Source organism: Pelagibius sp. Alg239-R121 (genome assembly GCF_947331435.1).
Lineage (GTDB): Bacteria > Pseudomonadota > Alphaproteobacteria > Kiloniellales > Kiloniellaceae > Denitrobaculum.
Window position 1 is genome coordinate 38,398 of record NZ_CAMZOF010000011.1, and the last position, 26,662, is coordinate 65,059.

Annotated in this window: 25 protein-coding genes; 18 read left to right on the top strand and 7 right to left on the bottom strand. The window is 58.3% G+C overall.

Annotated features, from left to right (window positions below):
- Positions 1-65: 65 nt before the first annotated feature.
- The 3 genes from QMZ18_RS29710 (at position 66) to QMZ18_RS29720 (ending at position 3,406) form a co-directional block, all read left to right on the top strand.
- Entirely contained in the window at positions 66-1,100 is a 1,035-nt protein-coding gene (locus QMZ18_RS29710; protein ID WP_282610037.1) for a proline racemase family protein, read from the top strand.
- Positions 1,101-1,102: 2 nt separating this feature from the next.
- Complete coding sequence (locus tag QMZ18_RS29715) at positions 1,103-2,377, top strand: FAD-binding oxidoreductase (protein ID WP_282610038.1); 1,275 nt, start codon at positions 1,103-1,105, stop codon at positions 2,375-2,377.
- Between the two features lie 201 nt (positions 2,378-2,578).
- On the top strand, positions 2,579-3,406 hold the full coding sequence (locus tag QMZ18_RS29720; RefSeq protein WP_282610039.1) for a hypothetical protein: 828 nt from the start codon (positions 2,579-2,581) through the stop codon (positions 3,404-3,406).
- An 89-nt stretch (positions 3,407-3,495) separates the two neighbouring features.
- On the opposite strand, the gene QMZ18_RS29725 is transcribed toward QMZ18_RS29720, so the two are convergent.
- Positions 3,496-4,215 carry a GntR family transcriptional regulator gene (locus QMZ18_RS29725; RefSeq protein WP_282610040.1) on the bottom strand — a complete coding sequence of 240 codons (720 nt, stop codon included), beginning with the start codon at positions 4,213-4,215 and terminating at the stop codon, positions 3,496-3,498.
- 242 nt (positions 4,216-4,457) lie between these two features.
- On the opposite strand from QMZ18_RS29725, the gene QMZ18_RS29730 reads away from it, so the two are divergent.
- Positions 4,458-5,366: a dihydrodipicolinate synthase family protein gene (locus QMZ18_RS29730; protein WP_282610041.1), complete on the top strand. Its 909-nt coding sequence runs from the start codon at positions 4,458-4,460 to the stop codon at positions 5,364-5,366.
- A gap of 4 nt (positions 5,367-5,370) precedes the next feature.
- Entirely contained in the window at positions 5,371-6,891 is a 1,521-nt protein-coding gene (locus tag QMZ18_RS29735; RefSeq protein WP_282610042.1) for an aldehyde dehydrogenase, read from the top strand.
- 55 nt (positions 6,892-6,946) lie between these two features.
- Here QMZ18_RS29735 and QMZ18_RS29740 read toward each other — a convergent pair whose 3' ends face one another.
- Complete coding sequence (locus QMZ18_RS29740; protein WP_282610043.1) at positions 6,947-7,849, bottom strand: LysR family transcriptional regulator; 903 nt, start codon at positions 7,847-7,849, stop codon at positions 6,947-6,949.
- 121 nt (positions 7,850-7,970) lie between these two features.
- Here QMZ18_RS29740 and QMZ18_RS29745 point away from each other — a divergent pair, with 121 nt between their 5' ends.
- Positions 7,971-8,999: a fatty acid desaturase gene (locus QMZ18_RS29745; protein ID WP_282610044.1), complete on the top strand. Its 1,029-nt coding sequence runs from the start codon at positions 7,971-7,973 to the stop codon at positions 8,997-8,999.
- Positions 8,996-9,304 carry a non-heme iron oxygenase ferredoxin subunit gene (locus QMZ18_RS29750; RefSeq protein ID WP_282610045.1) on the top strand — a complete coding sequence of 103 codons (309 nt, stop codon included), beginning with the start codon at positions 8,996-8,998 and terminating at the stop codon, positions 9,302-9,304. Before QMZ18_RS29745 ends, QMZ18_RS29750 begins: the two co-directional genes overlap by 4 nt.
- Here the strand turns inward: QMZ18_RS29750 and QMZ18_RS29755 are convergent.
- The 4 genes from QMZ18_RS29755 to QMZ18_RS29770 are packed head-to-tail and all read right to left on the bottom strand — an operon-like array spanning position 9,291 to position 12,546.
- Entirely contained in the window at positions 9,291-10,397 is a 1,107-nt protein-coding gene (locus tag QMZ18_RS29755; protein WP_282610046.1) for a GTP-binding protein, read from the bottom strand. The genes QMZ18_RS29750 and QMZ18_RS29755 overlap by 14 nt on opposite strands.
- Before the next feature lie 7 nt (positions 10,398-10,404).
- On the bottom strand, positions 10,405-10,800 hold the full coding sequence (locus QMZ18_RS29760) for a Fur family transcriptional regulator (protein WP_282610047.1): 396 nt from the start codon (positions 10,798-10,800) through the stop codon (positions 10,405-10,407).
- Positions 10,797-11,621: a metal ABC transporter permease gene (locus tag QMZ18_RS29765; protein ID WP_282610048.1), complete on the bottom strand. Its 825-nt coding sequence runs from the start codon at positions 11,619-11,621 to the stop codon at positions 10,797-10,799. Before QMZ18_RS29765 ends, QMZ18_RS29760 begins: the two co-directional genes overlap by 4 nt.
- Positions 11,611-12,546, bottom strand: a complete 936-nt coding sequence (locus tag QMZ18_RS29770) for a metal ABC transporter ATP-binding protein (protein ID WP_282610049.1) — start codon at positions 12,544-12,546, stop codon at positions 11,611-11,613. The genes QMZ18_RS29765 and QMZ18_RS29770 overlap by 11 nt, the downstream gene beginning before the upstream one ends.
- Positions 12,547-12,717: 171 nt before the next feature.
- Here QMZ18_RS29770 and QMZ18_RS29775 point away from each other — a divergent pair, with 171 nt between their 5' ends.
- The 11 genes from QMZ18_RS29775 (at position 12,718) to QMZ18_RS29825 (ending at position 25,377) form a co-directional block, all read left to right on the top strand.
- Positions 12,718-13,926 carry a zinc ABC transporter substrate-binding protein gene (locus tag QMZ18_RS29775; RefSeq protein ID WP_282610050.1) on the top strand — a complete coding sequence of 403 codons (1,209 nt, stop codon included), beginning with the start codon at positions 12,718-12,720 and terminating at the stop codon, positions 13,924-13,926.
- 160 nt (positions 13,927-14,086) lie between these two features.
- Positions 14,087-15,028: a sugar kinase gene (locus tag QMZ18_RS29780; protein WP_282610051.1), complete on the top strand. Its 942-nt coding sequence runs from the start codon at positions 14,087-14,089 to the stop codon at positions 15,026-15,028.
- Positions 15,018-15,785: a DeoR/GlpR family DNA-binding transcription regulator gene (locus tag QMZ18_RS29785; RefSeq protein ID WP_282610052.1), complete on the top strand. Its 768-nt coding sequence runs from the start codon at positions 15,018-15,020 to the stop codon at positions 15,783-15,785. Before QMZ18_RS29780 ends, QMZ18_RS29785 begins: the two co-directional genes overlap by 11 nt.
- Positions 15,786-16,141: 356 nt before the next feature.
- A complete protein-coding gene (locus QMZ18_RS29790) occupies positions 16,142-17,188 on the top strand; it encodes a tagatose 1,6-diphosphate aldolase (protein WP_282610053.1) in 1,047 nt (348 codons plus the stop codon).
- On the top strand, positions 17,185-18,543 hold the full coding sequence (locus QMZ18_RS29795) for an L-fucose/L-arabinose isomerase family protein (protein WP_282610054.1): 1,359 nt from the start codon (positions 17,185-17,187) through the stop codon (positions 18,541-18,543). The genes QMZ18_RS29790 and QMZ18_RS29795 overlap by 4 nt, the downstream gene beginning before the upstream one ends.
- Positions 18,544-18,554: 11 nt before the next feature.
- Entirely contained in the window at positions 18,555-20,624 is a 2,070-nt protein-coding gene (locus tag QMZ18_RS29800) for a TIM-barrel domain-containing protein (RefSeq protein WP_282610055.1), read from the top strand.
- Positions 20,621-21,355 carry an SDR family NAD(P)-dependent oxidoreductase gene (locus tag QMZ18_RS29805; RefSeq protein WP_282610056.1) on the top strand — a complete coding sequence of 245 codons (735 nt, stop codon included), beginning with the start codon at positions 20,621-20,623 and terminating at the stop codon, positions 21,353-21,355. Before QMZ18_RS29800 ends, QMZ18_RS29805 begins: the two co-directional genes overlap by 4 nt.
- Before the next feature lie 69 nt (positions 21,356-21,424).
- Positions 21,425-22,057, top strand: coding sequence for a TRAP transporter small permease (locus tag QMZ18_RS29810; RefSeq protein WP_282610057.1), 633 nt, complete (start codon positions 21,425-21,427; stop codon positions 22,055-22,057).
- Between the two features lie 14 nt (positions 22,058-22,071).
- Positions 22,072-23,376 carry a TRAP transporter large permease gene (locus QMZ18_RS29815; protein WP_282610058.1) on the top strand — a complete coding sequence of 435 codons (1,305 nt, stop codon included), beginning with the start codon at positions 22,072-22,074 and terminating at the stop codon, positions 23,374-23,376.
- Positions 23,377-23,399: 23 nt separating this feature from the next.
- Positions 23,400-24,461, top strand: coding sequence for a TRAP transporter substrate-binding protein DctP (dctP, locus tag QMZ18_RS29820; protein ID WP_282610059.1), 1,062 nt, complete (start codon positions 23,400-23,402; stop codon positions 24,459-24,461).
- A 340-nt stretch (positions 24,462-24,801) separates the two neighbouring features.
- Positions 24,802-25,377, top strand: coding sequence for an ATP-binding protein (locus QMZ18_RS29825; RefSeq protein ID WP_282610060.1), 576 nt, complete (start codon positions 24,802-24,804; stop codon positions 25,375-25,377).
- A 43-nt stretch (positions 25,378-25,420) separates the two neighbouring features.
- Here QMZ18_RS29825 and rocD read toward each other — a convergent pair whose 3' ends face one another.
- Positions 25,421-26,629, bottom strand: a complete 1,209-nt coding sequence (gene rocD, locus QMZ18_RS29830; protein WP_282610061.1) for an ornithine--oxo-acid transaminase — start codon at positions 26,627-26,629, stop codon at positions 25,421-25,423.
- Positions 26,630-26,662: the final 33 nt, after the last annotated feature.

The following is a 26,662-nucleotide window of genomic DNA, read 5'->3' on the forward strand; positions in this document are numbered from 1 at the left end:
AGATTGAATGCAGCAAATGAGCACTCTAAGATCCCGTCTGTTATTGGAGATGCGGATCTGAGCCAATGCGCTGGAAAAAAACAGCTAATCTTGTTGAGGCCCATGCGGAGGGCGAGGTTGGCCGGGTCGTGACCGGCGGTGTGCTGGAGGTGCCGGGTGAGACAATATTGGACAAGCTGCGGCACCTGAACGAAGTGGACGATTCCCTGCGCCAGTTTCTGGTGTTCGAGCCGCGCGGTTACGCGCAGATGAGTACCGATCTGCTGTTCGCCCCAACGCGGCCCGAGGCGGACGCCGGCTTCATCGTCCTGCAGGGCGACAAGGCCCATGCCATGTCCGGCTCCAACTCCATCTGCGTGGTTACGGTATTACTGGAGACCGGAATTCTGGAAATGCAGGAACCGGAAACCATCGTCACCCTCGATACGGCAGCAGGGCTGGTGACGGCCACAGCCAAGTGCCGCGATGGAAAGTGCGAGAGCGTATCCCTTGCCATGCCACCCTCTTTCGTCGACCAGTTGGACGCGCGGGTCGAGGTGGAAGGCATCGGGGAAATTTCAGTCGATATCGCTTTCGGCGGGATCTTCTACGCCCTAGTCGATCCTGCGGCGATCGACACGGAAATCGGCCCTGATACTGCCCGCCGGCTCGTCGATATTGGGAGTCGGATTCACCGTGCGGTTAACCGCCAACTTGAGATCTCACACCCGGAGATTCCGGGACTGAACGGTATCTCCTACGTCATGTTCGTTGGCCACAATACTGAGGGCGAGCTCAAGGGCGCGACAATCCTCCCACCGGGGCGGATCGACCGCTCGCCTTGCGGCACGGGAAACTCCGCACGGCTCGCCGTCATGGCAGCGCGCGGCGAAGCCGGCGTCGGAGACCACTTTACCGCGCGCTCGATCATCGACAGCCGCTTCGATGTCGAGATTACCGGCACGACCACAGTCGCCGGGCGCCAGGCGATTCTGCCTCGCGTGACCGGTCGCGGTTGGATCCATGGTTTTCACCAGATCGGCCTCGATCCCTCCGACCCCTACCCCCAGGGTTACAAGGTTGCCGACTGCTGGGGCGACGCTTTCGACTTGCTGAAGTAACAGTGGCAGAGGTTCCGGCGACACAGGGCATTGCACCGGATGCAGAAGTCGGCATCATCGGTGCCGGAATCATTGGCGTCGCGAGCGCCTTCGAATTGTCCCGGCAAGGCTACCGGGTCACGCTCTTCGATCAAGATCAACCTGGCCGCTTCGGTCCTTCCTTTGGCAACGCCGGGCATATCGCGGGCTCGGACATTTTCCCACTGAGCAAGCCGGGCATTGAGCGGACCGCACTTCGTATGCTGGCAGACCGCGACGGGCCGCTAAAGCTCTCTGCGTCTCACTTGCCGAAATCTCTCCCCTGGCTCTGGAACTTCTGGCGATCCGGACGCGGTGACAACTACCTAAGATCTATCCGGGCCCTTACCGCCATCAGCGCTGATGCGGTCGAATCCACCGAGACGCTCTTCGCGCAAGCCGGCATCGCCGACAAGCTGCAGCGCAAGGCCGCGCTTTATCTCTACGAAAGCGATCGCTCCTATGATGCTTCGAAGGCGGATTGGGCAGAGAAAGCCTCCAACGGACGTGCCTCAATCACGGTCGATGATGCCGCTATCCGCGATCTGGAGCCCGATCTTGCACCACTCTTCCGCCACGGTGTTCTGTCGCAGGAATGGGCTCTGGTCAGCGACCCCTATGACGTCGTGACGGGGTTAGCCAAGGCTGCCCAACGGATGGGCGTCAATTTCGAGTGCGCGAAAGTCGAACGCATCGCTGTGTCCGATACTGGTGCGGAGATTTTCATCGACGGCAAGCCGCGCAGTTTCGATGCCGTTCTGATTGCTGCCGGTGTCTGGTCGCGCGGTTTCGCGGCGCAACTCGGCGAAGCTCTGCCCCTAGAGGCCGAACGCGGCTACAACCTCACCTATCCCGATGCCCCCGTGCGCAACGAACACCCGTTGGTTTTCGCCGACCGGGGTATCGTCTCGACCACACTCACAAGCGGCCTGCGCATCGGTGGCTGGGCAGAATACGCCGGCCTGCGTGCGCCTGCGGGGCAGACCTACTTCCTACGCCTGCACCGGATCTGCCGAACACTCTTTCCCGGCATCGATGACAAAAGTGGAATCGAATGGATGGGGCCTCGCCCCTCCCTTCCCGATTCAGTTCCCGTCCTCTCGCGCTCGGCACGTGCCCCACGTATATTTTACGCCTGCGGCCACGGTCACTACGGCCTGACCCAGGCCGCGAAATCGGCAAACCTCATCACAGATCTGATATCCGGCAAAGCAGCCGACGACGATCTCGCACTCTTCTCGATCAGGCGCTTTTCCTAACCTCTGGCTCTACAGAGTTCTTCGAAAGAGGTGGGCTTGAGGCCAAATACACTCCCGCGAAACTTGGAAAGACAGGCTTTGAGCACGGTTGGGCCTGCTCATGGCAGGTATGCGCCAATAGGTGACAAATCTTGGCTAAGAACTGCTAATCCTGTTGAGAACGCAACGAACGTCTGATCGAACAAACGCCAGAGCGCCCCAATGGACATACTCGAGCCTGACATCCTCATCAAGTTGATCGCAACAGCAACCGTCGTGGTCATCGCAACGTTGGTGGCGGAAAGGACAAGTTCTTTCGTTGGCGCAATGATAGCTGCGCTGCCGATCTCTGCCGGGCCGGCTTATCTCTTTATCGCTATGGATCACGGCACGGATTTCCTTGCGGAAAGTGCATTGACCGGCGTGGGCGTCAACTCAGTGATGGCGCTCTTCCTCTGTACAACCGTCGTTTTGATCCCGCGATTGGGGATCGTCACGGGACTCGGTATAGCCCTCTCAATTTGGGCCATTGGATCTTTGCTGATTCTGCAGGCCTCCTTGGGCATCTTAACCTCCTTCGTCCTGAACATCGCTGCCTTTCCTGTCTTAGCGTTTTTGTCCAGCAGTTACCTCAGCCACAAAGCCCCGCCAGCCCTGAAATTTCGCGCGTCTGATATTGCGTTACGCGCATTCGCAGTGGTTTGTGTTGTCCTGGCGGTTCTTACGGTCGGCAAATCCTTCGGACCGAAAGCAGCTGGGCTTATGGCGCTCGTGCCCGTTGTTTGGATCAGTATGACGATTATCCTCTACACCAGACTGGGAGCAGATGCCTGCGTGGCCGTTCTCGCGAACGGCATTCTGGCCATGTTCGGCTACTGCTTTGCCTTGACCGCGCTACACCTGATCACGCTGCAGTCTGGACCATTAGCCGGCTTGAGTTCGGCGTTGTTTCTGAGCGTGGGCTGGAACCTTGGGCTAATGCTCCTGCGGCCGCATATCCCGATTTACAATGGTCGCCGCCGTCGATGCGGCGCCGGTGCAGATCAGTGATGAAACGGAGGCTTGCCGAAGCACTCTCCCGCAACAGACCGCGTGTGTTTGCGTAAGGGTTGCAGGGCGTTAACGCCGATCAAACGACCCTAATAAAGTACCTTGATATCCTGGGTGCTGCGCCGGCTGATGTAGCGGATGAACTGCTGGTGGACCTCTTCCGCATGTTCGCGGGCAAGTCGCTCGGCAGCCTCGACGTCATGTTGTTCAATCGCATCGATAACGTCGTCGTGGGCATGCGTAAGCTCGCTCGGCAAGGTGTCTCCGTACGAGCGGAAATATAGCCTGAGCGACCGGCGGCCCTCGTCCAGGATCCGGCGATATGTGTCGGTCAAGATCCGGTTGCCACCTGCTTCGGCAATCGCCAGATGGAAATCCCGGTTGCCTTCGATCATGCCGAGCACGTCGTTGGCGGCGACGGTCTTGCGAAAGCTCTCTTGCTTTTCCTTGATAATTCGAAGCTGCTCCTCGGTCCGGTTTTCCGCCGCCAGACGCGTGATTGCCCGCTGAACCAGATCCAGCGCATCAATGAAGATTGGAAATTCCTCAATGTTGAGGGGCGCCACGATCGTACCCTTGTTGGGTAAAGTCTTGATCAGACCTTCCGAGCCGAGCCGCACCAAGGCCTCGCGGATCGGTGAGCGGGAGACGTCGAAACGGGTCGCCAAACTGGCTTCGTCAATAAGCTGACCAGGTTCGAGCTCCAGGGACAGAATTTCGTCTCGGAGCTTCTCGAAGATCATCAGCGCGCCATAGCCCCGGCCACGCTTTTCGTTTGAAGCCGTCGGCGCCTCAACCTGCTTATCCATTCTCGCACCCCATTTTCCGCCCGCCTCAACACGCTGGATTGACGCACCAGCGCGCGCCCCCGCCCTGTCATCCATCAGCCGACACTACCGCAGCACACAGCTTGCATTCAAGAGAGCATATCTATAGTGTGTAAATTGTATTCAAATTGTCGGCAAATAAAAATCCACGTAAAATCAGTACGTGCGCCGACCTTAATCAGAGTTATAGCGCGGTTGAATCTGGCCGCATGCGGGAGGAACTGATGAGGTTCGAGGGAATCTACACACCGATCATGACCCCATTCCATGACGATGGCACCATCAATTGGGATGCTTACGCTGAAGTCATCGAATGGCAGATCGAGAGCGGCGTGGACGGTATTATTGTCGGCGGCTCAACTGGAGAGTTTTATGCCCTTTCCAAGGAAGAACGCCTGGAGCAATTTCGCTTCGCCAAGGAACGGATTGCCGGGCGCGCGCTCTTCATGGCGGGCGTCAACGACATCCGGGTCGATGAATGCCTGGAGATTACCGCAGCTGCGCGCGATATCGGAGCGGAAGCTCTCCTGGTTGCCGCGCCGCCCTATTCCTTGCCGTCGGAACTGGAGCTGGCCACGCATTTGCTGAAAATCGATCGCGTCGCCGGACTGCCGATCATGCTCTACAACTACCCCGGCAGAACAGGTGTCGAGATGGGCGAAGACTTCCTCGACCGGGTCGGCCAAAGCGCAAACATTTGCGCCATCAAGGAATCGAGCGGCGACCACAGCCGCATCCGTCTGCTGGCCCGCGAATACCCGCAAATCCAGTTGATCGCCGGCGGCGAAGACCAGGTGCTCGAATTCTATGCCTGGGGCGCGAAAGCCTGGGTCTGCGCCAGCGCGAACATTTTCCCGCGCGAGTGCAAAGCCTTCCACAACATCTGTGCAATGGGCGGTGACTTCGATCGCGGCCGCCGGATCATGTCTGCATTTCTGCCGCTGATGCATGCCCTGGAACAAGGCGGCAAGTTTTTGCAGTGCATCAAATACGGTGCCGAACTGCAGGGCCATCCAGGCGGCATGGTCCGTCCCCCGCTTTCGCCCATGAAGAAGGAACTCAGGCGCGAGATGGAAGAAATCATCCGGACCGCCCGCACCACCGTCAACGCCATCATCGACGAAAAGGAGTGAGATCATGTCAGACCTCCTCACCTACGACGAATACAAAGCCATCGCTGCCGGTCTCACTTTTCCGGTCAATGCCTTCATCCACGGCAAGTTCCAGTCACCGCGTTCTGGCCAGACTCTGGAAACCATCAATCCCGCGACGGGTGAAATTCTCGCGCAGATTGCCGCCTGCAATTCCGAAGATGTCGACTTCGCAGTCAGAAAGGCGCGCGAGGCTTTCGACAGCGGCGTCTGGTCTAAGGCTGCCCCTGCGGCCCGCAAGGAGGTTCTGATCAAGCTGGTAAAGCTGATCAATCGGCACCGTCACGAACTCGCTGTTCTGGAAAGTTTGGAGAGCGGAAAACCCATCAGCGAATGTCAGTTGACCGATGTCCCCGAGACCGCCAGTTGCATCGCCTGGCACGCCGAAGCCACCGACAAGCTTTATGACCAGATGGCTCCTGCCTCGGACGACGCAGTGGGAATGATCGTGCGCGAACCTCTCGGCGTGGTTGGCTGTGTGCTGCCCTGGAACTTCCCGCTCATGATGGTCGCCTGGAAGATCGGACCGGCTCTGGCAACGGGCAACAGCGTCATCGTCAAGCCAGCCGAACAGACCAGCATGACCACGCTGCGTCTGGCTGAGTTAGCATTGGAGGCTGGCGTTCCAGCAGGTGTCTTAAACGTGCTGCCGGGTCTGGGACCGGACGTAGGCGAGCCGCTCGGCCGGCATGAAGGTGTCGAGGCAATATCCTTCACTGGGTCGACCGAAATCGGCCGCCGCTTTCTCGAGTTTTCGGCCCAAAGCAATCTCAAAAAGATCGTACTGGAGTGCGGCGGAAAAAACCCGGCAGTCGTCCTCTCCGATGCAGATAATCTGGATTCGGTTGCCAGGCACGCGGTCTTCTCCGCTCTCTGGAACATGGGGCAGAACTGCACTGCCAACTCGCGCCTGATCGTGCATGAGAAGGTCAAAGATACATTGCTGACCTGCATAGAGCAGCAGCTCACCAATTGGAAAACCGGTGATCCCCTTGACCCGACGAACCAGCTGGGCGCAATCATCAGCCGGGAGCAATACGACAAGATCCTGGGCTACATCGCGACCGGCAAGAAAGAGGGCGGTGAGATCCTTTGCGGCGGTAAGGCCCGCAAGGGTAAAGGTCTCTTCATCGAGCCAACGGTCTTCGACAAGATCACCCCGGATATGACCATCGCCAAAGAGGAAATCTTCGGTCCGGTCCTGGCCATCATGTCCGTCGCATCGGATGCAGAAGCCATCCAGGTCGCGAACGACACCTGTTACGGTCTGCAGGCCTCGCTTTACACGGCAAACGTTCGCAAAGCACATCGCTACGCGCGCGCCCTGCAGGCCGGCACCGTCTCGGTCAACTGCTATGGTGAGGGAGATATCACAACGCCCTTCGGCGGCTACAAGCTTTCCGGCTTCGGCGGCCGAGACAACTCTCTCATGGCACATGACCAGTACACCGAAACCAAGACCATCTGGATCGACACGAGCGACGATCCCATCGACGACACGGTTTAACGGACCGGCATCAGATCACGGAGGTGAAAATTGCCGAAGTTCCCATCTCCGTGTTTCAGCCTGGATCCGCCCGGCTTTCTTCCTTGATCCATTCAGCAAATGCCGCGACGGCCGGACTGGCGGACTTTGATGGCGGTGTGATGAGGTAATAGGCCTCCTCCATCGGCAAAGCGAAGTCGAATGGCCGCTTGAGCAGGCCGCGTTTCAGAAGATCGTCCGCCACCGCCTCATGTGCCATTGCAACGCCGATTCCCGCTTGTGCCGCCGCCAGCGACACCACAAAAGTACTTGCCCAGTTGACGACCTTTCCGTTGGGAAGCGAGCGGTTCTGCCCGCTCAGCCAGCGCTCCCAGTTACATGACAAACCACTGCAGTCGAAAAGACGCTTTTCCAATACGGCATCGATATCTTTAAGCTCGGCTTCGACTCCTGGCGCGCAAACCGGAAAGAAGTTGCCCTGTAACAAGCGCTCGCCCTTGGCGCCATCCCACTCGCTTCTGCCAAAGCGGATTTCGATGTCCGCCGCTGCCGCCGTACGCTCGGGTGCCCAAAGTGCGGTCGTGACATTCACATTGATCCATGGATGCCGTTCGAAAAGCCGCCCGAGACGAGGCGCCAACCAAAAAACCGAGAAGGCAAGATTAGATTGAACTTCCAGAACCTGATCCCGGTCGACGCCCACCAGCGCCCGGGTGCCCACGAGGAGCGCAGCAAAGGCTTCCTGAACCGTCGGCAGATAGGTCATGGCTGCTTCTGTCAGTTCCAAGGCACGGGTTCGGCGATGAAACAGCGGTTTACCCAAAAAGTTTTCGAGACTCTTAATCTGCTGGCTGACCGCCGACTGAGTCATATGCAGTTCCTGCGCGGCATGGGTAAAACTGAGATGCCGTGCCGAAGCCTCGAAGGCCCGGAGCCAGTTGAGCGGAGGAAGGCTTTTGTTCACCACAGCCACACTCATAAGTGATCCATAAGTCAAACTGATTATATGGCGAAGCTTTATTCGTTGGTAAAGAGTTCTGGCGATTTGCAAGCTCCTAACAACATCGAACCACGCGTCGTAGGATTTGAGAAAACTGCGGATGACAGGCAACATCGCAACGAACGCAGCCTCATCAGGCATAGTATTTGACCGGAAGAAGCTAAAAGCCTTGGCCAAACGCAGCGATCGCCCGGGACTGATCTGGCTGGCGCAATGGGTAGTCCTACTGACCGTCACGGGCTGGATCGTCTATCTGACCCTCGGCAGCTGGTGGCTACTCCCTGCGATGATGGTCTATGGCACCGTCCTGACCGTGCCCGCCTACGCTCTCAGTCACGAATGCGCCCACGGCACCGCCTTCCGGACCCGCTGGCTAAACGAAGCCTGCCTCTGGCTCGGCTCCCTGATTTATTTCGAAGAGCCCCATCACCGGCGTTATTCGCACACCCGCCATCACACCTACACTTGGCACGTGGGCAAAGACAGCCAAATGCCCTTCGACACGCCCATGACCTTTCGTGGCTGGCTGTTGGAGACTACCGGCATCGCATTGTTCAGCTACGAAATCAGAGTCTTTGCGCTTAACGCACTTGGGCGTTTCAGCGATGAGACCCGCACCTTTACCCCAGTATCCGAACTACCGAAACTCAAATGGGGCGCAAGGGCTTGTTTGGCGGTCTATGCCCTGCTCACAGCGCTGGTCGCATCGGGCAGTGTCTGGCCACTTTACTTCATCCTGTTGCCGCGCCTGCTGGGTGGGCCGGTGATGCTGCTCTTCACATTAATTCAACACGTTGAGCTGCAGGAAAACTCACCCTCGATCCTGGAGTCCACGCGTTCATTCCGAACCGGCTGCATCGGGCGCTTCCTCTACATGAACATGAACAACCACGTCGAACATCACCTCTATCCGCTGGTACCCTTTCACGGGCTCCCAGCACTTAGCAAAGCGATAGCGGATCAATTACCCGAACCGGATCCAGGTTTCTTTCGCACAAATTGGGAGGTATTTCAGGTGGTGCTCCACCGCTCGCTCGGTCGTTCGACCAAGGCACCTAGCCTGCGCCAGGCGCCCAACATGATCACCGCCGGCGGTTTCGATCGGCTCTCGAAAGCAAGTATGTCATGAGCGAGTGGGTCCGGGTCTGCGCAGCCGAGGAGATCGACGAAGAAGATCTCATACGCTTCGATCATGGCGGGTGCAGCTTCGCCGTCTACAACACCGAAAAGGGCTTTTTCGCGACGGACGGTTACTGCAGCCACGAGGCACAGCATTTGGAAGACGGCTTGGTCATGGGAACTGTCATCGAATGCCCGCTGCATCAGGGCCGCTTCGAGATCACAACAGGCAAGGCGCTCTCTGCACCTGTCTGCGTTGATCTACAGACCTATCCAATCAAGCTGGAAGACGGCGACATATTCATTCGGCTTTGAATCCGGCGGAGACCGGCCGCACCGGTTCTTCCTCCAGTTCCTGCCATGCCGAAAAAAACGCCTCAATAGTCGCCCTCGAGATGCCGCGCGTGATGAAGACCAGCTTGCTGCGCCGGTCTTCGTCAGGCCAGGAGGTCAGTTCCCGCGGGTCGTGATAGATGTGCTGAACGCCATGAATCACGACAGGCCGGCCAGGCGCGTCCTTGAAAGCGACGATCCCTTTAACCCGCAACAGATCAGCACCCTGGTTCGCGACCAGGAACTTTAGGGCGAAGGTAAAGGCCATACGCTCCAGCGGCGCATCGAAGATCAGAGCAAAAGCCTGGATCTCCTCGCCGTGGCGGTTGACGTCGTGTTCGTGGTCGTGGCCGTGCGCATGGTCGTGGTCGTGACCTTGTGTTTCGGCAGCGCGATAGGCCTCGACCTTAAGCCAGTCCACGACCTCGGCGCCCTTGCCGGCCGGATCGTAGCGGTTGGCGCCGAAGAGTTTTATTAAATCAAAGGCGCTATCGTTCCGGTCATAAATCGCTGCGCCCGGGTTGAGGTGGCGCAAGGAGGTCATGAGCCGCGAGAGGTCGTTGCGGGAGGCAAGATCCTTTGCAAGGTCACTCTTACTTACCAGCAGCACATCGGCCATGGCGATCTGCTTCATCGCTTCGGGCTGCCCAGCGAGAGTCCTGCTGGCATTAACGCAATCAACCAGAGTCACGACACCGACCAGCGTGAAATGGCGTTCAGCCATGAGCGTATGGATCACCGGCGCGGGATCAGCCAGCCCGGTGGTCTCGATCACCAGCCGTTCGAAGGCGGGAATCTCACCAGCGAGACGGCGTTCCTGCAGCCGCCGCAGGCTTTCTCGGATATCGCCCCGAATCGTGCAGCAAAGGCAGCCTGAGGTCATTTCCAGCATTTCATCATCGGACCACTCAGCAGAACTGCACTCGACGAGAAGGTTGTCGAGTCCGAGTTCCCCGAATTCGTTGACGATAACTGCGGTATTGGCGAAGTGGGGATCGCTCAGGATCTCCGACAGAAACGTGGTCTTGCCGCTGCCCAGAAAACCGGTAAGCAGTGTAACGGGAATAGTCGACATTTCAGCGCTACTGGCTGCAGCTACCACAACAGCCACGCAGCTCCACCATGGCGCTTTCGACGGTGAAGTCGCGTTCGACCGCGCGCTGCATGAGTTGGTCGTTGACAACCTGATCGGTCAGTTCGTCCACATCCCCGCAACGACCGCAGATCACGAAGACCGTTGTTCCCTGATGTTTGTGGCTGTGCCGGCATGCGACAAAGGCATTAAGGCTTTCAAGCCGGTGAATCAGTCCATGTTCCAGCAACTTGTCCAGCGCCCGGTAGACTTGCAGGGGAGCACGGAATCCCTCACTACGAAGCTGGTCCAGGATGGTGTAAGCGCTGAGCGGTGCTTCGGCCTGCGATAAGGTCTCGAACACAAGAGATTGGTTCTTCGTAAGATCGGGAAGAGATAAGGTCATGTTGTTTTCCCGTCATTTGAAGGGGCGTGCTTTTTCAAGCCGCGAACGTGCAGAAGGCTGAGAAGGAAGAACACGAGAGCCGCGACCACGATGGACGGGCCCGACGGCGTGTCGAACCTGAGCGAGCCGAAGAGCCCGCCAATGACCGAAAGCGCTCCGATGGCCGACGCCATCATGGCCATCTGTTCAGGAGTCATCGCGAAGCGTCTTGCCGTGGCCGCCGGAATAATGAGCAGCGCCGTGATCAGCAGGATACCGACGATCTTCATGGCAATGGCGATGACGCTCGCCATCAGGAGCATGAATATCAGCCGCGAGAGTTCGGGACGCAGTCCCTCTGCCTCGGCGATTTCGGCATTGACCGTCGCCGCCAGCAAAGGCCGCCAGAGCCAAATCAGGAGTCCCAGGATCAAGGCCCCGCCCAGATAGATAAAGACAATGTCCTGACGGGACACCGCCAGGATGTCGCCGAACAGGAAGCCCATTAGATCGATCCGCACCCAGGTCATAAAGGCGACCATCACCAATCCCAGCGCCAAGGTGGAATGCGAGAGGATCCCCAGCAGCGCATCGGTTGAAAGAGCGCCCCGCTTTTGCAGCAGAAGAAGCGCCAGAGAAACCAGCGCCGCCACCAGGAAAACGCCGACGATGAGATTGATATCGAACAGATAGGCCAAGGCAACTCCGAGCAGCGCCGAGTGCGCCATGGTGTCGCCGAAGTAAGCCATGCGCCGCCAGACGATGAAACAACCCAGCGGCCCCACGATGATCGCAAGCCCGACACCGGCAACAAGTGCCCTGACGAAGAAGTCATCGAGCATTGGCGGCTTCCGAATCCTTGTCAGGCGAATTCCCTGTCTGACGGGTCTTTTGATCCGCTAGCTGGACGATGTCGCCATTCCCCGGATCGGCACCATCGTGCTGCGGACTTGAATGATCGCAATGCGCATGATCGCCATGCACATGACCGCCGCCGTGGATTGAGCCGTCGGGATGCTGAATGCGGCCGTCAGGCAGATGAGTGTGGTCATGGTTATGGCGGTAAATCGCCAGGGTTTCCGCGGCGCGGCTGCCGAAGAGCTCCAGATACTCGGGACTCGAAACAACGGAATCCGGCGTGCCTCGACAGCATACGTGGCCGTTCAAACAGACCACCGTATCGGTCTCAGCCATCACGACATGCAGGTCGTGGGAAATCAGCAGAATACCGCAGCCGGTCCGGTCGCGGATCTCCCTGATGAGATTGTAGAGTGCCACCTCGCCGGCGAAATCGACCCCTTGCACCGGTTCATCCAGCACAAGCAAATCAGGTGTCCCGATCATGGCCCGCGCGAGAAGCGCGCGCTGGAATTCACCGCCCGACAAATGCTGGACTTCGGCTTTGGCAAAGTTCGCGATGCCGACTTCCTCAAGCGCGCGCGTGATTTCGGCGGCGCCGTAGCGGCCGGTCAGCGTCATCAGACGCTCCACGGTTAAGGGCAACGTCCAATCAATGGTCAGCTTTTGCGGAACGTAGCCAATGCGCAGGCCCGGCCTCCGCCGCACGTCGCCGATATCCGGTTTTTGAATACCGACTGCTATCTTAGCCGTTGTGCTCTTCCCGGAGCCGTTCGGTCCGATCAGAGTCACGATCTCGCCGGGATTGACTGTCAGGTCCACCCCGCTGACCAGCCAGCGTCCGGCCCGACGCAATCCGACGCCTGTTGCTTCCACAAGGGCTTCCGCTGCGCCCGAAGGCTTTATCATAACTGCAATTACTCCGCCTCTTGCGATCCTGTATCGCATAGGTTATAGCGTTGCGCAACAAACACGTAATGTCATAACATATCGATGTAAACGATCAAATTCACAGAACCGACCGCCACATCTTTGACGTTTCGAGGCGGGGGCGGTTCGGATAGCCGATGAGGAAAAAAGATGAAGCGCTTGCGCCGACGGATGGTTTCCCTCTTTGCCCTTGCAGGAGCCGCAGCTTCGGCGGGTGCCACGCTTTACGCGCCAGATGCCCAGGCACTTGACGACGGCACGGTTGTCACCTCCATCAAACCGGTTCATTCCCTGGTTTCCGGGGTCATGGAGGGCGTCGGCAAGCCGCATCTTATCGTTCGGGGCAGCGCTTCGCCCCACACCTACAGCCTTCGCCCTTCCGATGCTGGCAAGCTGCAAGAGGCGAAAGTAATCTTTTGGATCGGAGAAGGTCTCGAAACCTTCCTTACAAAGCCTTTGGAAAGCCTGGGCGAGAACGCCAAGCTTGTCACCCTGAGTGACGCGCATGACCTGGTGAAACTTCCATTCCGCGAGGGCGGTCCTTTCGAAAAACACGACCATGATGAAGAAGGGCACGAGGACGGGCATCACGACGAGCACGGCCACAAAGATGAGCATGCGCACGAAGACGAGCATGGCCATAAGGATGAGCACGGGCATCACGAAGAAGCTGAGCATCACAAAGAGTCGGAAGCTCACGAGGATCACGATCACGACAAGCACGACGAAAGCGACCATGCCAAACATGGTCATGACGAGCACGATCATGACGAGCATGGCCATGAGGATGAGCATGGTCACGGCGAAGAAGCACATGCCGACGAACATGCCCATGGCGAATTCGATATGCACTTATGGCTCGACCCGCAAAACGCCAAGGCCATGCTGCACGAGATCGAGGAAGCTCTGGTCGCCGTCGATCCCGCAAATGCCGCAACATACGAATCCAACGCGAAACGCCTCTCTCAGCAGCTGGATGGGCTGATCGAGGAGGTTAAGGCCGAACTGGCGCCGCTCCACAACCGGCCCTTCATCGTGTTTCACGATGCCTATCAGTACTTTGAGCGGCGTTTCGATGTCACCGCCGCCGGCTCCATCACGGTCGACCCCGACGTGATTCCGGGTGTGCAGCGGGTGGCTGAGATTCAGTCGCGAGTGAAGGAACTCGGCGGCACCTGCGTCTTCGCGGAACCGCAGTTCGAGCCCAAGCTCGTCCAGGTCGTGACCGAAGGAACGACCGCCCGCTCAGGCGTTCTCGACCCTCTCGGCACTGGGCTGGACGAAGGTCCGGGACACTATTTCCAGCTTATCCGCACGATGTCGAGTTCGATTAAGGATTGTCTGTCCGGGAACTCATAAGCGGCGTCCGCCCGGCAGCAGCGTCATTCTGTTGCCTTTTACACATCATTTGTTGCAATTCGCTCAAAATTGGCAATTCTGTGTATCAGCGCCACTGAATGGATCGACCGAACGGCGCTTCTGCATCGACTGCTGAGGGCTGAGCCGGACAGATGGCCAAATGACCAACGTAATTTGCCTTGGGCTGGCGGTCTGGGACCAGATCTTTACGGTTGATCGTCTGCCGCAGGGCGGTGGCAAGAATTTTTCAAAATCTTTCATAGAAGTGGGCGGCGGCCCTGCAGCGACCGCCGCGGCAACGGCGGCCCGTCTTGGCGCCGAAGTCGCACTCTGGAGCCGGGTCGGTGACGACGACATCGGCCGTCGGATCACTGCCGACCTTGAGACCTATGGCGTCGATACGACAGATGTTCGCAGTTTCAAGGAAAAGCGCTCAGGCTTGGCCGTGGTCCTGGTGGACGCCGAGGGCGAGCGCATGATCGTGACACCTGGCGACCCCTTGCTGGAGAAGGATCCCACCTGGCTGCCTATCGAAAAGGTCGCTTCGACACAGATTGTCCTGACCGATGCACGCTGGCCCGAGGGTGCCTATTCGCTGCTCGAAGCCGCCCGGCGCTATGGCATCCCGTCCGTGCTTGATGCCGATCTCACCTCCGAGCCCGAAGCGCTTGTGCCTCTCGTCGAGAGCGCCAGCCACGTCGCTTTCTCAGCGCAGGGACTGCGGTCTTTTACCGGCATCGAGGATCTGCTGGACGCCTTACTGGCCGTGCGCGGCAACACCAGCGGCATCGTTGCGGTCACCGCGGGCGAACAAGGATGCCATTGGATCGACGAAGACGGCAGACCCGGACACTGTCCGGCCTTTCACGTCGATGTCATCGATACTCTGGGGGCGGGCGATGTCTTCCATGGCGCGCTGGCGGTTGCGCTCGCAGAACAGCAGCCCTTCCACGAGTCTGTGCACTTCGCTTCAGCGGCAGCGGCACTCAAATGCGGCAGATTCGGTGGCCGCGCCGGCACGCCGGAACGTACGGAACTGGAAGCTTTTCTGCAGAAAAACCACAAAATGAACCACACAACGAGAATGGCCGATGAAAAGTAGCGAACGCCGCGAAGCGATCCTGGACCACGTGCGCCGGCGCGGTGTCGGGGTCGTGGAAACTCTGGCCAAGGAGTTCGATGTTTCGACTCAGACAGTGCGGCGGGATATCGCTGAGCTCTGTGAGGCAGAGCTATTGGTCCGGCATCACGGCGGAGTCGGCTTGCCATCCAGCGTCATCAACACCGACTACGCTTTACGTAAAATTTCCCACCTCGAGGAGAAAGAAGCCATCGGACGTGCGGTGGCAGAGTATCTTCCCGACAACAGTTCGGTCTTCATGACAATCGGCACGACGATGGAGGTGGTTGCCCGCAAACTGGTCGACCGCGACGGCCTGCGCGTCATCACCAACAATCTCCACGCAGCAACCGTGCTTCATACCCGGCCAAACATCGACACGCTGGTCGCCGGCGGCAACATACGTCACCATAACGGCGGCATCGTAGGAACGGCAGCGCTCGATTTCGTTGAACAGTTCCGTGCCGATTTCGCAATTGTCGGCGTCGGCGCAATCGACATCGACGGGACACTGCTCGATTACGACTACAACGAGACCATGGTTGCCCAGACCATGATGCGCAACGCGCGCCGTGTCGTCGTGGCAGCGGATCATACCAAGTTCGGCCGCACGGCTTCGGTTAAGATCGGCAACATGTCGGACGTAACCGCCATCTTCACCGACAGTATGCCTGCGCCCGCAATGCAGAACGTCCTCGCCGACTGCAGTGTGGAAATCATGCTGAGCCAAGATCACTAGAGACCGATCGTTTTAACTGTCGAGTGAAATGCGCGAATTGACCTCCGAATCATATGGTTGGGGTGCGATTGCCGTTCACCAGATCATTGGAACGCGTGGCCCTTGCCTGCCCGCATCTACGCGTCAGGAGATTGTTGCAAAATCGCCTCAATTCGCTGCGGAATTTTCAAAAATGTAAAAATATGAAAATTATTCTGGATATCTTTGTTAAAATTCGCGCAATATAGTCTAACGTACCAGCATATTTCGAAACTCAACCGCCAACGCCAGATCAAACGGCAACGGCGGAGATATGCGCGTAGTGAATCAAGGCTGGAAAACCAGTGATAGCGCCGTGGGAGCCGCGACAGGTAATAATGGAAATCTCCGCAGGAAAGCTCTGGTCCCTTCGCCGTCTCGCAGACGCGCAGGGGCGCTTCAAGATGGTGGCCGTCGACCAACGCCCACCTATTATGAACCTCATCGCCTCCGAAAAGGGCGTGGAAACCGCGCCTGACAAGGACGTTTCCGCCATCAAGGAAACCCTGACACGCAGCCTTGCACCTCAGGCCTCTGCGATGTTGCTGGATCCCATCTGGGCCTATTCTGACGCCGTGCGGCATGTTCACCCCGGACAGGGTCTGATCGTCACCCTCGAAGACCATCGGTTCGAAGAGACAATCGGCGGGCGAAAATCGGCCAGCATCACGGACTGGAGCGTCGAAAAGATCAAGCGCATGGGCGCTGACGCAGTCAAGGTCCTGGCCTGGTACCGGCCCGATGCCGACCCGGAAATCTGCGCGCACCAGCAGGCTTATGTCGAAGAAATCGGACAGGCCTGCGCCCGTCACGACATCTGTTTTCTCTTCGAGTTGCTCGTCTACCCCTTGTCGGGTGAAGGCGACCAGACCCGGGACTACCGTGAACACAAAGTCAAACGTCCGCAGAACGTGATCGACTCGGTTCGCACCTTTGCCGACCCCAAATATGGAGTCGATATATTCAAGCTGGAGAGCCCGATCCCCGCAAGCGAAGTGCCCGACCCCAATTCGGCTGAAGCCGCCTCCTGTCAAAAATGGTTTGACGAATTGGGCGAAGCCGCCGGCCGTCCCTGGGTTATGCTGAGTGCTGGTGCGGATCAGTCATCCTTCAAAAATGTGCTGAGCTATGCCTATCGCGCCGGCGCCAGTGGTTTTCTCGCCGGCCGTGCGATCTGGTGGCAGGCCATGCAGCGCTATCCTGACATGGGCGCCGTGGAGTCAGCTCTGGCCGGAGACAGCACCACCTACATGCAGGAGATCAACCGCTTGACCGACGAGCAGGCCACGGCCTGGCAGGACCACCCATCCTTCGCTTCGGGCTATGATATTGCGGGCGCCGGACCTCAGTTTCCAAAGTTCTACGGCGACGGAACCGCGGCATGACGGCTCTGCTGCCTCAGGACCGGTTGCGCATCGGTATCGTTGCTGTTGGGCGACCGACTTTCGACGTCCCCTTTGCCGAATCCCTGCTGGCAACGGCGTTAGAAGGCTTGAACGACCTGGACGCAGAGATCGTCGGGTCGCCGGAACTGCAGTTCGACGCCGAGACCGTACGCAGCAACCTCTCGACATTGACATCTCAGCCTTTGGACCTGCTGCTGATTCTGCAGGTGACCTTTACCGACGCCACCATGACAGTCGAATTGGCAAAGTCGGTCGACGCCCCTCTGGCGCTCTGGTCCTTCCCCGAACCACGCAGTGGCGGGCGCCTGCGGCTGAATGGCTTCTGCGGTATCAACCTGGCCGCCCATGCGCTGGGCAAGGCCGGCCAGGCATTTGAATACATTCACCGCGAAGCCGGCTCGCCCGATGCGCTGGACGAGGTCATGGCGCTTACACGCGCGGGCTATGTCAAACGCCGTCTCTCGCAGACCAATGTGGGCGTCATTGGCGAACATCCCGCCGGCTTCGACACTTGCTCCTATGATACCGATGAGTTGAAAGCCCGCTTCGGTGTCGAAATCCAGACCCTTCCCATCGGCGACTTCATCGCGTCGGCTGCCGCCGTCGATGACGCCGATGCCGTGGCCGTTCGCGCTCGCGCGGTTGGAGATCTGGGATCGCTCGACGACCTGGATCAGGAATCTCTCCACAAGAGCATGAAGGTCTATGTCGCCCTGCGGCGCCTGGCCGACGAAGAAAATCTGCAGGCCATGGCAGTGCGCTGCTGGCCCGAGTTTTTCACGGATTTCGGCTGCGCCGCCTGTGGCCCCATGGCATTCATGAACCAGGACGGCACACCTTGCGGCTGCGAGGCAGATGTCTTCGGCACGCTGAGTTCGCTCGTCCTGCAGTGGACCTCCGGGGAACCCGCTTTCAACACCGACCTGGTCGACGTCAACGTCGATGACGATACGGTTGTTTTCTGGCACTGCGGACAGGCCCCTATCTCCATGGCAGATCCGGAAGGCCCGATTGGCCCGACCATCCATTCGAACCGCAAACTGCCCTTACTGAACGAGTTCGCACTGAAACCCGGCAGGGTCACCCTGGCACGCCTGACCCAGGCCAAGAATGAGATCCGACTCGTTCTGGGCGGCGCCGAAGTCCTTCGTGCGCCACCAAGTTTCTCAGGAACCTCCGGGGTCGCGCGTTTCGACAAGCCGGCGGGTGATGTTCTCGATCGCATCATGCGCGAAGGTTTGGAGCATCACACGGCCCTGGTTTACGGCGAACACCGGCCCGCACTCCGACGCCTGGCGGGCATGCTCGATCTGCCCGTCATCGAGTTGACTTGAAGAGAGATGATGTGTCCGAGTTAACGCCTCACACTCTAACCCCGCTCTCCAGTCTCTATCTGGTTGAAGCGGGTGAACGGGTTGCCCGATTTTCACTGGCCGGCGAGCCGCTTGAGATATCGTTTCCGCTCACTGGAGTTGTTCGGGTTCGTTTGGGCGAGCAAGATGGCGCCAGCTATCCGATCCTGGTTGATCTTGGCCCATCTGCACCGCTGAACGTCGAAGATCGCGAAACGGGATACCTCGTCACTTCTGGCGACCTGGAACTGGAGCTCTTGGATGAGCCCTTCCAATTCGTTCTCCGGAGCGCGAACAAGATTGTTTTTCGCTCCACGACAGACGGACACTTTCGGCGCAGCTTCAGGCTGCCGCCTTTTGCATCGACCCAGAAGGGCCTGTTCGCCGCCTTTCATCTGGACAGCGGCGACCCGGTCTTTGGGCTCGGGGAAAAATACGGTCCACTGAACCGGCGTGGGCAGCTTGTCATCAGCCACAATGAAGACGCGCTTGGAGTCAATGCAGAGATCTCATACAAGAATGCGCCGTTTGCCTGGAGCCCGTCGGGATGGGGCCTCTTTGTCCATACACCCGCCGATGTAACCCACGCTGTCGGCTATCCGCAGTGGTCGCACCGCACCTACGGCCTCGAAGTCGAAAGCAGTGAACTCGATCTTTTCCTGATCTCAGCCGACGGACCGGCGGAAATCCTTGAGCGCTACACAGCCCTGACGGGGCGCCCGGCCAAGCCACCACGCTGGAGCTATGGTCTGTGGTTGAGCCGTGCCTACTATAAAACAGCAGATGAAGCCTTCTCGACCGCGCAGACCTTGCGTGAAAAGCGCATCCCCTGCGACGTCTTCACCCTGGATGGCCGGGCCTGGCTCGATACACAGACGCGCTTCGCCTTCGAATGGGATGCCAGCCGTTATCCCGACCCCAAAGACTTTTCAGACAAGCTCAAAGACCTGAACCTGCGGCTTTGCGTGTGGGAATACCCGCTGGTTTCGGTCAATCATCCGCTGTTCAGTGAACTTGCCTCCAGAGGCTGGCTACTCACCGACAAGGATGGCGAACCCTACATCTATCACTGGGATCCGGCGCCCTTCGGCGATGTTTTGACGGCCCTTCCACCGAGCGGGCTCGTCGACTTTACTCAGCCTGAAGCCTACGCTTGGTATGCCCGTGCTCATGATCGCCTGTTTGACAGCGGAATCGACATCATCAAAAGCGATTTTGGCGAGCAGGTCCCGCGCGATGCCCATGCCGCAAACGGCGACGATGGGCGTCGGCTGCATAACATCTATCCCCTGCTCTACAACCGTTGTGTCTACGAGGCAACGCGCGAGCGCTTCGGCGATGACGCCATGGTTTGGGCGCGTTCCGGCTGGAGCGGCAGTCAGACCGCGCCAATCCAGTGGGGTGGCGACCCGGAAGTCAGCTGGGAAGGACTGGCGGGAAGCATTCGCGGCGGACTTTCCTGGGGCATGAGCGGCTGCCCCTATTACAGCCACGACATCGGCGGCTTTTACGGTGGCAATCCCGACCCAGAACTCTACGTGCGCTGGGTTCAGGCTGGCGTTCTCTCATCACACTGCCGCATGCATGGGATTGGTGACCGCGAACCCTGGGCCTTCGGCGCGGAGGTTGAGACCATCGTCCGGGATTGGCTTGAGTTGCGATATCGGCTTATCCCCTATCTGGAAGACTGTGCCGATCAATCGGTCACGGGCCTTCCGGTCATGCGATCGATGGTTGTCGCCTGTCCCGATGACCCCGCAGCCTGGGCCTTCGACGAGCAATACCTACTCGGCAATGATCTTTTTGTAGCGCCGGTATTGGAACCCGAAGGTGATGTCCGCTTCTACCTGCCGAAGGGCACCTGGTACGACTTCTGGACCGAGGAACCCGTGACCGGCGGGCTGGTTCTCGAGCGCAAAGTCTCGCTGCGCAAAGCCGTGCTCTACGTCCGTCAAGGCACCCGTCTGCCTCTGGGCCCCGTGGTTCAGCATACCGGTGAGCTCGACGAGGCAAACCGTATCGAGACCGTCAAACTCTATGGCGCCGAGGGAGTGACAACATGAGCACTGCCGGTAAATGGATTGTCATAACCGGCGCGGCCGGGGGTATCGGGCGTGCCTGCTGCCCAATCTTTCTTGCCCAGGGATACGATCTGCTGCTGCTCGACCGGCCCGGGAGTTCCGTCATGGATCTCTCTGTAGAACTCCAAAGCACAACAGAGCACTCTGTTCTCGCAGAAGCCCGCGACACGGACACACCGGCTGCGTTTGAAGCAGCTCTAGCGGCGATCACAGGTCCGATTTTCGGTTTCGTTCATCTCGCCGGCGTGTTCGAAGAGGACCCGGAGCTGGGAAACAATCACGGCATTTGGGATCGGGCGTTGGCCAACAACCTGACAAATGGCTACGACCTCGCGACGGCCATGGCAGAGCGTTTTCCGTCAGATGAGATGGGCCGCGTGGTATTCGTGACGTCGCTCGCCTACCGCCGCGGCGCCGTTGACCATGTTGCCTACAGCGCCGCAAAGGGTGGGCTTGTCGGCCTGACACGCGCCCTCGCCCGGCGCTTCAAAAACAAAGCGCTGGTCAACGCCGTATCGCCCGGAATTATCCAGACATCGATGCCGGCGAAAGTGATTGAAAAGCGGCGCGATATTCTGCTCCGGGAAATACCGCTGGGCCGCTTCGGCGAACCGGAAGAGGTTGCCTCGGTCATTAAGTTTCTACTGAGTGACGACGCGAGCTACGTGACCGGCCAAACCATTAACGTGGATGGTGGACAAGTGAACGACTGACGCTGGGCCAACCGCACCAATAAGGCACACGAAAAAAAGTGCCGCGCGGTGGTCTGAATGGGAGGGAAGATGAAAAGTATCTTGCTGCTGGCGATAAGCGGTCTCCGACGGATCAATATTGCCGCGGAAGAGGTCTTAAAGCCGATTGCCTGGATCGGTATCGCCGTCATGCTGTTGACGGTCGTTCTTTCCGTTTTCGGGCGCAAGACAGGCATTTCCATGCCCTGGACCGAAAAAGCCTTCATAGTGATGCTGCCGGTTTCCGCCTTCGTTATCGCACCGATCGCCTATCGCCGCGCTGCCAACGTTTCACTCGATTTCTTCCACGATATGCTTGGTGGACGTATTGCCCGGCTGCATCTGCTGATCATTCATCTGATTCTGATGCTGTTGTTCATGATCGGACTGGATCTGACCTTCAGAAAGGTCGGCATCCGATTTATGCCGACGGAAATCTTTCTCGACTGGCTCCTTGGCCTTGATCTCGCATCCATCCGGCCCTTCAAGGCCCGCGTGATGATTCCTGTGCTTAACCTGCCCTGGCGTTATGTCTACTTCTCCATGCCGATCTGCATGACGCTGATGCTGCTGGCCAACTTCGAGCTGATCCTGCGCTACGTCCTCGGATTGTTCGACCCCAATGACGAGCGGGTTCGGCCCGTGCGGAGCTTCGAAGAAGTCGAAGCCAATCGGGCGGAATAGGGGGAGCAACGAGTATGCCGTTAGCTTTTCTCTGGCTCTTCCTCCTCTTCCTCGCCGTCAGCGTCCCGGTGGTCTTCGGGCTGCTGCTCGCGTCCGGTGTCACGGTCGTGAACGACTTTGGGAACGAGTTCAAATCGCGTGACCTCAATTCGCTGCTCAGCCAGCTCTTTTCGGGAATGTCATCCGTACCGCTAATGGCGTTGCCGATGTTCATTCTCGCCGGCGAAATCATGAACACCGGTGGCATCACCGCCCGGCTGGTGCATTTCTCGCAAACCCTGATCGGACATGTGCGCGGCGGTCTGGCGCACGTCAACATCCTCTCTTCAATCCTTTTCGCCGGTCTTTCCGGCTCCGCGGTTGCCGATACCTCCGCCCTTGGATCCATGCTGATCCCGGCCATGGAAAAGAACGGTTACACCCGTCAGTTCGCAGCAGCCGTCACGGCGGCGTCCTCAGTCATCGGACCGATTATTCCGCCCAGCGGCATCATGATCATCTACGCCTTCATTATGGGCGTCAGCCCGGCGGCGCTTTTTGCCGCGGGACTGGTGCCGGGGCTTTTGGTCGGCGGCGGACTGATGGCGGTGACCTATTTTCTCGCCATCAAGCACGACTTCCCGGTCGCCAACAAACGCGCGCCCGCCCGCGAGGTCGCACGCGCAGCCGGCGCCTCCTTCTGGCCCTTGCTGACGCCGGTTATTCTGTTGGGTGGCATCCTGTCGGGTTGGTTCACGCCAACCGAAGCAGCCGGAGTCGCCGCCTTCTACGCCTTCATCGTAGCCCTGGTCGTTCTGCGCACACTGAAACTGCGCGAAGTCCCCAGAGTGTTCCTGCGCGCCGCCATCGCATCCGGCATCATCCTGCTGCTGATCGGTGCCTCGAAGTCCTTTTCCTGGGTTGCCGATCAGGTCGGCGCAGCGCAGATGCTGTCGGAATTTCTCCTGTCACTGACCGACAATCCCTACCTGCTGCTGTTCCTCTGTAACATCATGCTGTTCATCGTCGGTATGTTCCTGGATGCGGGTCCGGCAATCCTGATTCTCGGTCCGATCCTGGGCAAAGTCTTTGTAACGGACCTTGGGCTCGATCCTGTGCATTTCGCCATTATCATGTGCGTGAATGTCACTGTCGGCCTCGCAACACCGCCGATGGGACTGGTGCTCTTCGTTGCGTCCTCGGTCGCCAAAGTTAGGGTCGAGGCAATCGTGAAATCCATGCTGCCGTTCCTGGCAGTAGAGGTGGTGGTGATCTTTTTGATCACCTATGTGGAGGATCTGGTGCTCTTCGTGCCTCGGTTCCTCGGACTAATCCAATGAGTAATAACAAGGAGGCATTAGGGATGATTACATGGCAAAAATGTGCAGCCATGACGGCTGCTGGCGGATTAGCGCTGAGCGCAATGGCGTTTACCGCCCCGTCGTTCGCTGCTGACACGAAGCTGAAGATCGCTTTTCTGGGATCTCAGGACGACGAGGACTACGACGGTTCCCTGGTCCTGAAGAATTACGTGGAAAGCGCGTCCAACGGCGCAATTGAAGTCGAAATCTTCCCATCGGGACGGTTCTGCTCCAATGCCGACGAATGCTCGGAAGCGTTGCTCGACGGCCGGCTCGAAGTTTACATCACCACGAATGGCGGTCTCGCGGGCTGGTATCCTCCAGCGCAGTTCCTCGACCTTCCTTATTTGCTACCGAATGACCGCGTGGCTGAATGCGTCTTCGACGGTCCTTTGGTGGGGAAAATTCGTGATGCCGTCCTTCAGGACGTCGGCGCCGCCCGGCTTATGGCTGTCTCGAACACCGGTGGCTGGCGCAACATCGCGACAACCGCAAAACAGGTCAAAACGCCAGATGATGTCAAAGGCTTGAAACTCCGCACGATCGGCGCCGATATCCAGATCGAACTCGTCAAATCCATGGGTGGCAACCCAACTCCGATCGCCTGGCCGGAAGTCTATACGTCCCTGGGAACAGGTGTGGTCGAAGGTACTAAAAACGGCATCACCGACATCGTGAACATGAAGTTCCAGGATCATCTGAAGTACATCTCGCTCGACGGGCATGCCTATATGGCCGCACTTTGGTGGATGAACGAGGATGCCTTCAAGGATCTGAGCCCGGAACATCAACGCATCGTCTACGATGGCTTCCAGTTCCTGAAGCAGACCGCGCGCGTTCTGCCGATGCGTAAGGGCGTGGATGCCTTTGCGGCCTTCAAAGAAGCCGGTGGTACGGTTTACTCACCGACCGCAGACGAAAAAGCGTCTTTCCAGAAAGCTGCCCAGCCGGTTTGGGCCTGGTACGAAAGCAATTTTGGCCGCGAATGGATCGACGCCGCACAGACGGCGGTCAACGACTGCGAAGCCAAGCTGACGGCTGAATTCGAGGAAGCTGCAAAATAATTAACTCCCTGTGCAAATGCCCTGAAATTGGGGCGCACTGGCCGTCGGATTGACTCCGGCGGCTTTTTTTTGCCTCACGGGGCTAGATTCGGCCAAGAGAAGCAACTCGGGGAGAAACCAATCTAATTCAAAAGGATAGGGCAGATTTCGATCCCTCGGCTGAGCTATTTATTGCCGCGGCTTTCAAAAATCGCTTCTAAAGATCCGCTAAACGTGAGCTATAATCGCCGGACACTGAACAACCGGACCTATGAATGAATGGATAGATGATTTCGTCAGTATCTGGGGATTGACTGATAATTTGGACAACAGTCGGCGCTTGAATGGGAGGGGAAGATAGATGACTCCAAGAATCCAAGCCAATGATCTCAAAGCCTTTGGACGATCTTTTCCAGCACGCGAATTGACCACCGAACTGGCGTGGCGAGACGTCGAATCCTACGAAACGATCGAAGACCAGCTCTCGGAGCTTCGCGAAGATGCAAGCAATCTTCGCAAGAAGGGATATACCGGGAGTTACCGGGTTCTTTTTAGTGGCCCGCCCGGCACCGGGAAAACGCTGTCCGGCCTACTAATGGGCCGGGAAAGCGGCCGCCGGGTCGTCTACGTCGACCTACCCAACCTGATCTCTCAATACATCGGTGAAACGGAAAAAAACCTAACCAAACTGCTCGATCGGGCCAGTGCGGAAAATTGGCTACTGTACTTTGACGAAGCAGACGCTCTTTTTAGCAGACGCACTCAGGTCAAGGACGCGCACGGCCACTATGCCAACCAGGAGGTTTCGTATCTTCTCCGGCGCATGGAACAGTTCGAAGACCTGGTCATCTTCGCGACCAATTCCTGCCCCGACCGTAACCAGGCACTGGGGAGCTATTTCCACAGAATTATCAGATTTTCAGGCTGTCCCAACTAGGTTCTGCTGAGGGCCAGGATGAGACAGGCCTCACAGATTGCAGCTACTGCATGCGGATAACCGGCTCAATACGTTCCAGCGCCCAATCAATCTGATCCTTGTCGATGATCAGCGGCGGCGCGAAGCGGATGGTATCGACATGGGTTTCTTTGCAAAGAATTCCTCCCTCGCGCAGGGCTTCGCAGTACTGGCGTGCGCCACCTGCTTCCTTGTGAAATTCGACCGCAATCATCAGGCCGCGCCCGCGAACCTCCTTGATCAGGTTGTTGCGGATCGCCTTCAAACCATCGAGGAAATATGCCCCCATCCTTTCGGCGTTCTCGATCATGCCTTCTTCGATCAGCACCCGCAGTGCGGCACGTGCTACGGCGCAAGCCATGGGATTCCCGCCAAAGGTCGAGCCATGCTGTCCCGGTTTGAGCACACCGAGCACCTCTGAATTCGAAAGCACTGCCGATACCGGATAAAAGCCGCCGGACAGCGCTTTGCCGACGAGCGTCAGATCCGCTTCGATTTCTTCGTGTTCTTCAGCGAGCAGCTTTCCCGTACGGCCCAGACCCGTCTGAATTTCGTCCAGAATCAGGACGACATTCTCTCGTGTGCAGATCTCGCGCACCTGCTTGAGATAACCCTGCGCCGGGATAATCACTCCGGCCTCGCCCTGAATCGGCTCAACCAGAAATCCGACTGTATTCGGCGTGATGGCTGCTTCCAACGCCGCCGCATCGCCAAAAGGAATAACCTTAAAGCCAGGCGCAAAAGGGCCGAAGCCGTTGCGCGCCGCCGGGTCGGTGCTGAATCCGACAATCGCAATCGTCCGTCCGTGGAAATTGTCGGCACAGACAATGATCTCCGCCTGATCCGCCGGGACGCCTTTGACCTCATAACCCCACTTGCGAACCGCCTTGATCGCGCTCTCCACCGCTTCGGCGCCGCTGTTCATGGGCAGCACCTTGTGGGAGTTGGTCAGTTCGCAGACCTCCTGATAGAACAATGCCAGCTGATCGTTGTGAAAAGCGCGCGAGGTGAGTGCTAGGCGGCCAGATTGTTCGATCAGGGCTTCGCGGATCACCGGATGGCAATGTCCCTGGTTGACCGCAGAATAGGCCGACAGGCAGTCCATGTAGCGATTGCCGTCGGCGTCCCAGACCCAAATTCCCTCGCCGCGGGACAGAACCACATCAAGCGGCTTGTAGTTGTGGGCGCCGAGTTCGGCTTCAACGGCGACGAGCTGTTCGGGGTTGAGTTTCATATCATTGCTCCGCGCTTTTTAGGGGCTAACCAA